General features: G+C 69.8%; 12 protein-coding genes. 5 read left to right on the forward strand and 7 right to left on the reverse strand.

What is annotated here, in order from left to right:
• Positions 1-67 precede the first annotated feature (67 nt).
• Positions 68-571: a 6,7-dimethyl-8-ribityllumazine synthase gene (locus ACSQ4M_RS27485; RefSeq protein ID WP_436192561.1), complete on the forward strand. Its 504-nt coding sequence runs from the start codon at positions 68-70 to the stop codon at positions 569-571.
• Positions 572-616: 45 nt separating this feature from the next.
• Here the strand turns inward: ACSQ4M_RS27485 and ACSQ4M_RS27490 are convergent, their stop codons facing one another.
• The 3 genes from ACSQ4M_RS27490 to ACSQ4M_RS27500 all read right to left on the reverse strand — a co-directional run bounded on the left by ACSQ4M_RS27490 (position 617) and on the right by ACSQ4M_RS27500 (position 3,224).
• Positions 617-1,171 carry a chorismate--pyruvate lyase family protein gene (locus ACSQ4M_RS27490; RefSeq protein ID WP_436192562.1) on the reverse strand — a complete coding sequence of 185 codons (555 nt, stop codon included), beginning with the start codon at positions 1,169-1,171 and terminating at the stop codon, positions 617-619.
• A gap of 64 nt (positions 1,172-1,235) precedes the next feature.
• The gene (locus ACSQ4M_RS27495; RefSeq protein ID WP_436192563.1) at positions 1,236-1,985 is read right to left on the reverse strand and encodes a sulfite exporter TauE/SafE family protein; all 750 of its coding nucleotides are present in this window, start codon (positions 1,983-1,985) and stop codon (positions 1,236-1,238) included.
• The gene (locus ACSQ4M_RS27500) at positions 1,986-3,224 is read right to left on the reverse strand and encodes an MFS transporter (RefSeq protein WP_436192564.1); all 1,239 of its coding nucleotides are present in this window, start codon (positions 3,222-3,224) and stop codon (positions 1,986-1,988) included.
• Positions 3,225-3,295: 71 nt separating this feature from the next.
• Between ACSQ4M_RS27500 and ACSQ4M_RS27505 the strand changes: the two genes are divergently transcribed.
• Both ACSQ4M_RS27505 and ACSQ4M_RS27510 read left to right on the forward strand, forming a co-directional pair.
• Positions 3,296-4,114, forward strand: a complete 819-nt coding sequence (locus tag ACSQ4M_RS27505) for an AraC family transcriptional regulator (protein ID WP_436192565.1) — start codon at positions 3,296-3,298, stop codon at positions 4,112-4,114.
• A 117-nt stretch (positions 4,115-4,231) separates the two neighbouring features.
• Positions 4,232-5,125: an amino acid ABC transporter substrate-binding protein gene (locus ACSQ4M_RS27510; protein WP_436192566.1), complete on the forward strand. Its 894-nt coding sequence runs from the start codon at positions 4,232-4,234 to the stop codon at positions 5,123-5,125.
• 9 nt (positions 5,126-5,134) lie between these two features.
• Here ACSQ4M_RS27510 and ACSQ4M_RS27515 read toward each other — a convergent pair whose 3' ends face one another.
• Positions 5,135-6,034 (reverse strand): LysR family transcriptional regulator, encoded by a 900-nt coding sequence (locus tag ACSQ4M_RS27515; protein ID WP_436194075.1) that lies wholly within the window; start codon positions 6,032-6,034, stop codon positions 5,135-5,137.
• Positions 6,035-6,112: 78 nt separating this feature from the next.
• Between ACSQ4M_RS27515 and ACSQ4M_RS27520 the strand changes: the two genes are divergently transcribed.
• Complete coding sequence (locus ACSQ4M_RS27520) at positions 6,113-7,414, forward strand: aminotransferase class V-fold PLP-dependent enzyme (protein ID WP_436192567.1); 1,302 nt, start codon at positions 6,113-6,115, stop codon at positions 7,412-7,414.
• Here ACSQ4M_RS27520 and ACSQ4M_RS27525 read toward each other — a convergent pair whose 3' ends face one another.
• A complete protein-coding gene (locus ACSQ4M_RS27525) occupies positions 7,415-9,349 on the reverse strand; it encodes an alpha/beta hydrolase domain-containing protein (protein ID WP_436192568.1) in 1,935 nt (644 codons plus the stop codon). It abuts the gene before it with no gap.
• Between the two features lie 89 nt (positions 9,350-9,438).
• Here ACSQ4M_RS27525 and ACSQ4M_RS27530 point away from each other — a divergent pair, with 89 nt between their 5' ends.
• Entirely contained in the window at positions 9,439-10,128 is a 690-nt protein-coding gene (locus ACSQ4M_RS27530) for a TetR/AcrR family transcriptional regulator (RefSeq protein ID WP_436192569.1), read from the forward strand.
• On the opposite strand, the gene ACSQ4M_RS27535 is transcribed toward ACSQ4M_RS27530, so the two are convergent.
• Entirely contained in the window at positions 10,088-11,389 is a 1,302-nt protein-coding gene (locus ACSQ4M_RS27535; RefSeq protein WP_436192570.1) for a type II toxin-antitoxin system HipA family toxin, read from the reverse strand. The two genes, ACSQ4M_RS27530 and ACSQ4M_RS27535, sit on opposite strands and share 41 nt — an antisense overlap.
• The gene (locus tag ACSQ4M_RS27540) at positions 11,386-11,703 is read right to left on the reverse strand and encodes a helix-turn-helix transcriptional regulator (RefSeq protein ID WP_436192571.1); all 318 of its coding nucleotides are present in this window, start codon (positions 11,701-11,703) and stop codon (positions 11,386-11,388) included. The genes ACSQ4M_RS27535 and ACSQ4M_RS27540 overlap by 4 nt, the downstream gene beginning before the upstream one ends.
• Between the last annotated feature and the right edge of the window lie 134 nt (positions 11,704-11,837).

Here is an 11,837-nt window from a genome sequence, read left to right on the forward strand (position 1 = left end):
CCATGGATGCGCGCAGGCCATGCGTTCGTGCGCCCTGATTCAGGCCAACCTTGCTCCAAGGAACACCATGAGTCAGCTCAACGACCTTCCTCTCTCCTCCCACAGCGGCAGCGACCAGCGCCGCATCGCCTTCGTCGAGGCGCAGTGGCATGCCGACATCGTCCACCAGGCACGCGACGCCTTCCTCGCCGAGATGGAACGCCAGGGCTTCGCGCGCGAGCGCATCGACGTGCTCGACGTGCCCGGCGCTTTCGAGATCCCGCTGCACGCCAAGCGCCTGGCCCAGTCGGGCCGCTATGCCGCCGTGGTCTGCTGCGCGCTGGTGGTCGACGGCGGCATCTACCGCCACGAGTTCGTTGCCAACACCGTGGTCAGCCGCCTGATGGACCTGCAGTTGGAGACGGGCGTGCCCATGATCTCGGCCGTGCTGACGCCGCACCACTTCCATGAGCACGTCGAGCACCGCAAGTACTTCCACCAGCACTTCGCCGTGAAGGGCACGGAGGCCGCGCAGGCCTGCGTGCAGACCATCGCCGGGCTGCAGCGCCTGGACGCCCTGCTGGCGGGCTGACAAGCGGGCGTTGCGACGGCCCATTCGCAGCGTCCAAGCTGCGCCTCAGGCGTGGGCCGCAGGCGCCATCAGCATGCCGCGCCGGAAGGTCTCCGCGATCACCATGCTGGGGCCTTCGGGCGTGGCGATGCAGTACAGGCGCGAAGCCGCGGCGTCCGGTAGGCCACCGGCCGCGTCCCAGAGCCGTTCGTACAGCGCCGGCACCGGCTCGAGAAAACGGCGCCGGATCCACATGCGCGACAGCAGGTGCCCGATGGGAACCACGCCGGCCTCCAGGTCCCGCCGCACGTCGGCCGGCAGCCCGTCCAGGCCGATGTAGGCGAGGTTGTCCATCATCACCCGGCCCTGCGCGGCCAGGCAGGTGATGCGCTCGATGAACAGCCCACCCGGCAGGACAGCGCGCACCGCTGGCGGCACGCTGGCCGTGACACGCTGCTCCAGCAGGTGCAGCGCGACCGGCCCGCCCGCGACCGTCTCGCACAGGCGGGTGGTCGATCCATCCTGCGCCAGCAACAACTGCAGCACCCGCGCGCAGGCCGACGGATCGGACGGATCGAGGAAACGCTGCCGTTGCAGCGCAAGGAGTTCGGTGGGAGGCATGCAGTGACCCGGATGACGCGCCGTGCGCGCCGCCGCACTGTACACACCAGCCGCGCGCGCAGGCTCAGCGCCGCCACAACTGCGGCAACGCCGATGCCAGGATCGCCACGCCCGAGGCCGTCAGCAAGCCCAGCACCAGCCGGCGGAACGCCGCCTCGGACAGGCCCTGGTACAGCCGCGCGCCCAGCAGCACGGGCACCAGCACGGCCGCGGCCACGATGCCCAGCAGCGGCAGCATGGCCGCCGTCAGATGGCCGCCCAGCACATGCAGGGCCAGCGCCACGCTGAGCATGGCGAGGTTGAAGTTCTGGACCACGGCGCGCTGCGCATCGCGCGGGTAGCCGCGCAGCGTGCACCACAGCGTGGGCACGGTGCCCGACAGTCCGCCGATGCCGCCCATCACGCCGCCGACCAGGCCGGCCACGCCGTCACCGAGGCGGCCGCCGCGGATGCGCGGCAGCCGTGCCGACAGCAGCATGGTCGGGCACCAGACCACCAGCAGCAGACCCAGCGCGGCCTTGAACACCACCACATCCAGCCGCGGCAGCAGCCACAGGCCCAGCGGCACGCCGCACAGGCCGCCGACCAGGAAGGGCCAGAGCAAGGCCTTGTCAGGCATGCGGCGCTGCGTGAAGGCAGCGATCACCTGCCCGGTCCAACCGCCGAAGATCGCGAGCGAAGCGCCCAGCAGCGGGTCCAGCGTCCAGGCCCAGACCGACAGCGAGACCATGCTGAACGCAAAGCCCGACAGGCCTTGCACGAAACCGGCCAGGGCCGCGCCCACGGCCACCCAGGCAATGAGCGCCAGCGACACTCAGGCGGGTGCCAGGGCCGTGCGCCGCACGCGGCCCACGTTGAACGCGCTGGCGATCAGCACGGCCTGCACGATCGCCAGGCCGAAGAACACGGCCGCGTACTGGCCCTTGTCCATCAGCGGACCGAACACCAGCGGCGCCAGGGCCTGGCCGATGTCCAGGCCCGAGTAGACGACCCCGTAGACGCGGCCGCTCGCATTGGCCGGCGTGGCACGCTTGACGATCATGTCGCGCGAGGGCCCGGCGATGCCCGCGCCCAGGCCCATCAGGCCGAACAGCACCGGCACCATCCAGGCCGGCGGGTGCGTAAGCCCCAGCGCCAGCGCCACGCAGGCCGCGAAGCCGAAGCCCAGCGCCACCAGCTTCTCGCAGCGCGTGGGGTCGGACACCAGGAAGCCCCCCGCCACCATGGCCAGCGCGCTGCAGACCATGTAGACCGTCAGGCACAGCGCCGCCTGGGCCACGGGTACGGCGTGCAACTCGCGCGCCGCACCGGGCGCGAACACCTGCACGATGCCCAGCGCCACCGCGTAGAAAAAGAAGAAGCCGAAGCACATCCAGACCGCCGGGATGCGCAGGAAGCCGAAGCTGCTGTCGGCCGCCGCGGCACCAGGCCTGGCCGGCGCCGCTGCGGGCAGCGCCAGCTTCTCGCGGTTCAGCAGCAGCAACGCCAGCACCGCGAACGCGAACACGCCGGCGCAGACCAGGGCCGTGCGCCACGAGGTGGCGATCGTGATCGGCACCAGCATGGCCGGCGCCACCGCCCAGCCCAGGCTGCCTGTGATGCCGTGCACGCTGTAGCCATGGCCCAGCCGCGCCGCGCTGACCTTGCGGTTCAGCAGCGTGTAGTCGACCGGATGGAACACGCCGTTGCCGATGCCGGCCACGACCGAGAACAGCGCCAGCATCCAGTAGTGCGTGCTGGCGGCGTAGCCGAACGCCGCCAGCCCCAGCAGCGCGAGCCCGCCGAACAGCACGGGCCGCGGGCCGAAGCGGTCGACCACGAAGCCCGAGGCCGCCTGCACCGCGCAGGAGGTGACGAAGAACAGCGTCATCAGGAAGCCCAGTTCGGCATAGCCCACGCCGAAGTCGTCCTTGAGCCAGGGGAACAGCGGCGCCAGCAGCAGCTGACTGAAGTGGCTGACCAGGTGGGCGATGCCGACCAGGCCGATCACGTGCGCGTCTTGTCTCAGGCTCGCCGTGCCCGCCGGCAGGGAGGCCGCTGTTGTCGTCGTCATGGGGCCGGATGCTACGCCTGCAGAATTGCGACGAAAAGACAGGATTCGTCGGATACCGGACAATCTGCGCCATGGCCCAGCGACACCCCCGCCTGGAACCGGTGGGCGACACCGACCCCTTCACGCCCGATGCGGCGCGCCCGGTCCGCGTGCGTGCGCGCAGCATGCCGGCCGATACCCATTTCGAGCCGCACCGCCATCCCTGGGCCCAGCTGGCCTTCTGCGCCACCGGCACGCTGCGCGTGCGCGCGCTGCCCGAGGGTGAGCGGCGCGAGGAGCTGACCTACATCGTGCCGCCCTCTCGCGCGGTCTGGATCGCGCCGGGCCAGCTGCACTGCATCGACGTGCTGGAGGCGGCCGAGTTCCGCACGCTGTACCTGCACGCCAGCCTCACGCCCGCGGGCTGGAGCGGCAGCCGCATGATCGTGGCCTCGCCGCTGCTGCGCGAATGCGTGCAGGGGCTGGACGCGCAGCCACTGCGGCCGGCGCGCGAGACCCTGCTGATGCAGCTCGTGCACGACGAGATCACGCATGCCGACCCGCAGGCCCTGGCCGTGCCCATGCCGCATGCGCAGCTGGGCGACAAGCGCCTGCGCGCCCTGTGCGAGGCCGTGGTGCGGGCCCCCGCGGCGCGCACCACCCTGGCCGAATGGGCCGCCGACGTGGGCGCCAGCGAGCGCACCATCGCGCGGCTGTTCCAGGGCGAGCTCGGCACCAGCTACCAGCAGTGGCGCCAGCAGGCCGCCCTGGCCCATGCGCTGCCGCTGCTGGCCCAGGGCGCCTCGGTCGGGCAGGTGGCGGCCGCCACGGGCTATGCCAGCGACAGCGCGTTCTCGGCCATGTTCAAGGCCGCCATGGGCCAGCCGCCCAGCAGCTTCCAGGGCCGCTGAAGCGTCGATCCATCGCTTTTCCGATCGGAAATCGATGAAGTTAAATCGCTTTTTGATCAGCCGGCTTGCTTCCAGAATCGCGGCCTTGCCCACCCCAACCCCTCGCGAGGCCCCGACATGCAGCACCTTCTCTCCCTGACGATCGCCATGGCCGCCGCCCTCGCCTGCGGCCACGCGGCAGCGCAGTCCGACACGCTGGCCAAGATCAAGTCCAGCGGCACCATCACCATCGGCGCGCGCGACAGCCAGATCCCGTTCTCGTACAAGCCCACCGGCAGTGGCGACCCGACCGGCTTCACCAACGACATCTGCCTCAGAATCGTCGATGCGGTCAAGGCCCAGCTCGCGTTGCCCAAGCTCGAGGTGCGCTACATGATCCTGACCTCGACCAACCGGATCCCGCTGCTGAACAACGGCTCGGTCGATCTGGACTGCGCCACCACGACCAACACCGTCCAGCGCCAGCAGCAGGTGGCGTTTGCCCCCAGCCACTTCGTGACCAGCATCACGGCGGCGGTCAAGAAGAACTCGGGCATCCACAGCTTCGCCGACCTGAACGGCAAGACCGTCTCCACCGTGGCCGGCAGCACCGGCGTGCAGTTGCTGCGCGCCTACAAGCGCTCCGGCAACATCGAGGTGCAGGATCTCGCGGCCAAGGACACGGCCGACGGCTTCCTCATGATGGCCTCGGGCCGCACGGCCGCCTACATCCTGGACGACGTGCAGCTGGCCGGCTTCATCGCCACCGCTCCCAACCCGGACGAGTTCAAGATCCTCACGCAAGAGTCGCTGCGCCAGGAACCCTACGGCATCATGTACAGGAAGGAAGACCCGGCTTTCAAGGCGCTGGTCGACAAGACCGTGACCGACATCATGGCCTCGGGCGCGATCAACGAGATCTACGCCAAGTGGTTCCTGCGGCCGATCCCGCCGACCAATGCCAACCTGAACTTCCCGATGACCGAAGCGGTCAAGGAGATCTACAAGAACCCCAACAGCAACGGCGTCTGATCAGAGCTCTCAGTCGCCCTGGAACATGCGCGAGAAGTCGCAGCTTTCCTGGGCCAGCATGACGACCGAAGCCAGCAGCGAACTGCGGTGCTCGCCCTTGTACATGGCCACGTAGGGCACGGGCGGCAGCGCCGGCGTGACGTCCAGCACCGCGAGCAGGCCGCCCTGCACCATGGGTGCCACGGCCTCGCGCGGCAGGTAGCTCACGCCCAGGCCGGAGACCGTGAGCCCAATCAGCGCCACCAGGTTGTGGACGACGATGGGCTTGGCCGGCTGCACGCCCAGGTTCTTCATCCAGCCGTCGTAGAGCAGGCCCGTGCCCGAGCGTGTCCCCTGCAGCAGCAATTGGTGCTGCGCCAGCTCGTGCAGCCGGATGCGCCGCCCGGCCTCGACCAGGCCGGGCTTGCACATCCAGGCGCTCTCGACCATGCCGACCCGCTTGCTCGGGATGCGCGTGTCGGCGAAGGCATCGGGCACGACCACGAGGTCGAGTTCATCGGCCAGCACCTTCTCGCGCAGGTTGACGCTGCTGTCCACGTCGGGCTCCAGCGTGACCTGCGGGTAGTGCACCTGGATCAGCTCGACCCAGCGCGGCAGCCAGGTCATGGCGGTGAGTTCGGTCACGCCGATGCGCACGCGGCGCGCGACGACCTCGGCGCGGCCGAACTGCTCGATGGCGGCATTGCGCTGGTCCAGCAGGCCCTTGGCCAGCAGGAACATCTCTTCGCCCTTGTCGGTGAGCCGGGCCGAGCGCTGGCTGCGGTCGAACAACGCGGTGTCGAAGGCCTGTTCGAGCTCGTGCACGCGCTTGGACACGGCCGACTGCGAGGTGTGCAGCTTGTGCGCAGCGAGCGCGAAGCTGCCGAGTTCGCCGATCCAGTACAGCGCCTCGAGTTGCTTGAAGGTCATCATCGCCGGGACTCCACAACACTTTTTCTCCACAAATCCTAACCACTTCCATCGCCTTTTGGCATCCAAGGAACACCCATGACAGCCCCCCAAGGCGAACTCTTCTCCGACGCGCTGCAGGCGCAGATCAAGGCCCGCTTCCTGCACGTCGACCACGACATCACGGGCCGCGAGCGGCTGTTCTTCGACAACGCGGGCGGCTCGTTCCGGCTGAAAGCGGCCGTCGAACAATTCGCGCGCATCGACGCCGTGCCCGACAACCCCGAGCGCATCCACGAAACTGCGGTGTTCCTGCAGCAGGTGCAGGCCAGGGGCACGCAGGACCTGCGCACCGTGCTCAACGCCGAGGGCGGCAGCGTCTACGCGGCGCTGACCGCCTCGGGCGCCATGTTCGACATGGTGCGTGCCATCGCCGAGAACGTGCCCGGCAGCAACATGGTCACCACCGTGCTGGAACACCCCTCCTCGTTCGACGCGATGCAGCTGTACGCGCAGCGCACGGGCCGCGAACTGCGCGTGGCGCCATCCAACCCGGCCACGGGCGGTGTCGACGTGGACGCCATCTGCCGCCTCGTCGATGCCGACACCGCGCTGCTGAGCGTGATCTACGCCTCCAACATCTCGGGCGCCAAGCTCGACATCGCCGCCATCGTGCGGCGCGCACGCGCGATCAAGCCCGACCTCTACATCGTGGTTGATGCCGTGCAGCACGCGCCGCACGGGCTGATCGACCTCGCCAAGACACCGGTGGACGGCATCAACATCGCGCCCTACAAGTTCTTCGGCTGCCGCGGCTCGGGCCTGGCCTGGCTGTCGGACCGCGCCGCCCTGCTGCCGCACCACAAGCTGGCGGCCAAGAAGCCCGACTTCTGGGACCTGGGCAGCGCCGCGCCCTGGCAGTTCGTGGTCATGAGCGAGATCGTCGACTACGTCAGTTGGCTGGGCGCCCAATGCGGCGCAGCCGGCGACCGGCGCGCGCTGTTCGCCCACGGCATCGAGAAGATCGAACTGCACGAACGCGCGCTGTTGGCGCGACTGCTCGAAGGCAGTGAAGCCGCGCCCGGCCTGCGCCACCAGCGCGGGGTGCAGGTGTTCCTGGACCATGAAGACCTGGCCAAGCGTGACTTGATCCTGGCCATCGGCATCGACGGCCTGGAGTACGCCCAGGCCGTGCGCGAATACGAGCAGCGCGGCGTGGTGGTCTACGAGCGCGTGGCGACCAGCCTGTACTCCAGGCGCATGCTGGAATCGTTCGGGCTGGCAGGGGCCGTGCGCGTGTCGCCGCTGCACTGCCATGGCACGGCCGACGTGGACCGCTTCCTGCGCGTCACGCAGGAGATCGCGCAGGAGATCGGTCAGGCAGTGGGCGGCCCGCGCTGATCACGGAGCCGCGAAGGCCGCGGCCGCCTCCACGCGCGCGCGCTCGACCACCAGCGCACGGTCGCCTTCGAGCATGAAGCCCTGGCGGACCAGGCGGCTGACGGCGGCGTCCACCTGCTCCACGTAGCTCTTGGCCCCCTCGGGGTAGCGCACGGCCAGCGGCGTGCGGCTGTCGCCCGGCGTGGCCTGGCGCGGCAGCGCGGCGTAGCCGCCGTAGACGTTGCACAGGTCGCCCGCGCCATAGCCCGGTGCGCGCGGGTTCCAGCCCGTGAAGGTGGCCAGCGGCGCCTGCACGAAGGGCAGGCGCACACCGCCCAGGTCGTTGCCATCGGCATCGGTGGCAGGCACATAGGCCGGATAGGTTTTGCCGCGCAGGGGCGGCTGGACCGTGGTGTCCATCACCTGCAGCTGGTTGTAGGCCGGCTGCGTCGCGCTGCCCGCGATGCGCGCCGGCTGCAGCTGTTCCAGCTTCACCAGGGTCTTGTCGGCCAGCGAAGGAAAACGGCTGGGCGGCGGCGCCTTGCCGGTGGCGACCCAGTCCTCCAGCGCCACGTACAGCGCGCGCAACACTGGCGAGGGATTCAGCGGATTGCTCGGCCGCGCGCAGACCGGCACGGCCTCGGGCGCCGCGCCCCAGCGGTTGAAGTGCGGCGCACCGGCCACGAAGTACAGGCGCACGTCGGGCGGCATCGCCACGGGCTTGCCGTCCGGCGTGGTGCTGAGCAAGTAGGCGCGCGCCTGGTAGAACTCGGTGGACGAGTCCACATGCACGATGCGCGGGCAGGTGGCGGTGGCGCGGCAGGCCTCCAGCAGGCTGCCGCTGTTGCCGCTCACGGGGTCACGCGTCTGCGCGTAGGTGAACGGGAACTGGTCGCCCGGAAAGTCGTGGTCCTCGTGCTGGCGCGAGTAGCGGCTGGGCTGCGCGAAGCGGTAGTTCACGTAGGTCTTGCGCGAGCCGGCGATGTGCGGCATGGCGCCGTCGAACACGCGGCGCCCGCCTTCGTCGGCGTTGAAACCCTCGTAGATGAAGTCGCGCACGAAACGGCCCGACTGCGAGATGCCCAGGCCCAGCGTGTGCTGGATGCCCGACAGCGGGCTGGCGAGCGCATGGCCGGGGTTGCCGCGCAGGAAGGACACCAGGTCGCGCGTGGCCGCGAAGGCCAGGCCGGCCGGCACGGCGCCCTGCGCGGGGTAGACGAATTCGTAAATGGCGCCGGCGTCCATGTTGGCCGGCCGCGTGATCTCGATGCGGTTGGGCGCCGTGTAGCGGAAGGCGCCCTGCAGCACGCGCGGTGTGTCCGCATCGCGGGCGCGCACGGTCAGCACGGCGCGCGCCGGGTCCAGGTCGCTGGCGGGATAGGTCAGCTCGCCCACACCGGTGGCGCCCGGCTTGTCGAAGATGAACTGCTCGCGCGTGGTGCCGCGCACGCTGTCGATCACCGGCAGCTGCATGTGGATCAAGGCCCTGCCGATGTCGCTCTGCCAGCCGCTCCAGACGACCGTGGTGCCGCGCTGCATCAGAAAGCCATCGCCGGCCTCGGCCGCCTTGCTCGGAATGTTGCTGACCGCACCAAGGTTGAGCATGACCATGGCATGGCTGCGCCCGCGGTTGGGCACCTCGTACAGCAGCGTGGTGGAACGCTTGGCCGGATCGGCGGCGCGCAGCACCGTCACCTGGGTCGAGAACTCCACCAGGCCGGCCGCGTTCACGGGCGCACGGCCGATGTCCACGATGTGGGCCAGCTGCGGCGACTTCGGGTCGACGGCGAAGGAGGCCACCGCGTCGATGCGCTCGTAGGTGCCGGCGGTGCCGAAGACGCGGCCCTCGAAGGCCGGCTTGGCCGACACCGTCTTGAAATCGACGACGCGAGCATGGGCGGCACCCCAGCCGGCAGCCAGGGCACAGAGCAAGATGGAGAGACGAGAGAAGTTCATGACTTTCAATTTACATTACAGGTCACATGCAACATGCAATTGTCGGGCCATGGGCACGGAAGCTGCTGGCTGAAGCCGACAATCCCGCCATGCCGTCCGCCCTGCCCCCGAAGACCCGCCGCACCCAGGCCAGCCGCTCCACCGAAACGCGCCAACGCGTGATGGACACGGCGGTCGCGCTGATCAGCGAGCGCAGCTTCCAGGCCGCCACGGTGTTCGAGATCGCCAAGCGCGCCGGCGTGACCACGGGCGCCGTGCAGCACCATTTCCCGAGCAAGGCCGACCTGATCCTGAGCCTGATCGACCACCTGGGCACGCTGCCCATCGAAAGCGGCGGCATCTGGCCCGCCCCCTCCGTGCCGCTCGCCGAACGCGCCGAGGCCTTCGTGCAGGCCCTATGGCTGCGTTCGTACGAACCGGCGCGCTTCCTGGTGGCCTGGTCGGTCTACTTCGGCTGCGCCGGCGAACCGGCGGTGCTGCAACACGTGGGGCAGCGGCGCGACGCGATGACGGCTCGGCTGCACGCGCGCTTCGCCGAGATGTTCCCGGAAGCCGGCGGGGGCGAAGGCTGCCAGACCCTGGTGGACACGCTGCTGTCCTGTCTGCGTGGCCTGGGCGTGGGCCGCACCTTCGGCGCCGACGCGCAGGCCGAAGCCCGGCAGCTGCGCTTCATCGCAAGCATGGTGGTGCAGCACTGCGCCAGCGTGGCGCCCGCTGCGGCCAGCCAGGCCCGCGCCGTCAAGCCGCCAGCGCGACGCCGCCCGCCAGCCGCTCGCTGACCGCCGCGCGCACCGCCGGCGGCGCCTCCTGCAGCAGCGCCGGCCAGTCCGCCTGCGCCTGCTTGACCAGCTGGCGCGCAATGCGCAGCAGATTCGGCACGCGCAGCAGCCGCGCGGCCTTGAGCATGGCCTCCAGCTGGCCCCAGCCGAAGGCGCGCAGCCGCGTATCGATGGCGCGGTTCACGGCGTAGTCGTTCGGGCCGACCTCGGCGAACAGCGCGCTCACGCAGACCGGGTCGTACAGCGGCGCCAGCACGGGCTGGCGCGCGTCGGGGTACAGCAGCGCCCAGTTCTTGAGGTGGGCGTCGGTGTTGCCCATCAGGATGAACGCGACGAAGCGCCCCAGGAACTCGCGCACGTCGGCCACCGGCCGGGCCGAGTAGTGGTCCAGCACCTCCAGCATGGTGGCGTAGTCGCGCACCATCTCGCGCCCGTACTTGTGCTGCGGCGGGTACTGCAGCGCCTGGGCGAACTCCTCCATGTGGATGCGCTGTCCGTCGGGCCCGCGGTCGAAGCGCGGCACCGCGAGGATCTGCGCGAACGGCAACTGCTCGGGCAGTTCGGCATCGGCGCGCGAGATCACGCGGGCCTGGGCACAGGCCAGGCCCAGCGCTCCGCACAGGCGGTAGCCCGCCATCTCGTTGGCCACCAGGTCCGGGTGCCGCGCCGTCGGCAGCTTGAGGATGAAGGCGCCGGCCTGGCCGTGCCGGCGCACCACGTAGCGCCGGCCGTCCTGCACGGCCGAGAACTTGGTCACCACGCCGGGCAGCGCGGCGGCGTCCTCCACCGGCTGTTCGACGAAGCCGGGCTCCAGCACGTCCAGGCCCAGCGCAGTGTGCCAATGCCGCACCACGTCGGGAATGCCCTCGCGCGCGGGCACGGGCTCGACCTCGATGGCGCCCATGAGGTCGTGGCCGGCGGCGGCCAACAGCTCGAACTCGTCGTCGGGGCTGCAGCGGCGCTCGCGCGCCAGCCGCTCGCGGTTGTGGCCCTCGGGCAGCAGGTTGGCGAACCAGGCCGGCCAGCGCCCGCCCAGCTGCACCAGCCGCGCGTCATGCGGCGCGGCGAGGATGGCGCGCGTGTCGTCCTCCCGCGCACCGCGGAAGGCCAGAGACAGCGTGGGCCGGCCCGGATCGGCGATGTAGTCGGCGTCGAACGAGGCACGCAGGATGTCGCCGTACTGCGAGAGGTAGCCGATGGCGCGCCGGCTGCGGTCCGGCAGGTGCAGATGCATCCGCAGGTAGCGGATGGCGGTGCTCATCCCCTGTCTCCATCGTGCTGGCGCCCGATCGCATCGACCACCGAAGGCGGGGCGCCAGCGCCTGCCGGCTGGCCGAGCAGGCGGCCGCCGGCACGCACGAAGGCTTCGAGCTCGGGGCGCAGCGCGGCCGGAACCGCCAGCGCCTCCAGACCCAGCACCCGGCCCATTTCCAGCAGCGAGGACAGGCGCGGGTCGATGTCCCCGCTCTCGATGCGCTGGACCGTCATGCGCGACAGGCCCGCCGCCTCGGCCAGGGCGGCCTGGGTCATGCCCATGCGTTTGCGGGCTTCGGACAGTTGGGCGACGATGCTCATGACAATGATCTTTTTTAGTAAAAAGCGTAGTTATTTTATCTCTCGACAGCAATATAGATCACTTTAATATGCATTTTCTACAAAAAGCATATTTTAGTTATCATTTTCACACCATCAACCCATGTCAGGGCGTC

This window comes from Pseudorhodoferax sp. LjRoot39 (genome assembly GCF_964253035.1).
GTDB lineage: Bacteria > Pseudomonadota > Gammaproteobacteria > Burkholderiales > Burkholderiaceae_C > Pseudorhodoferax.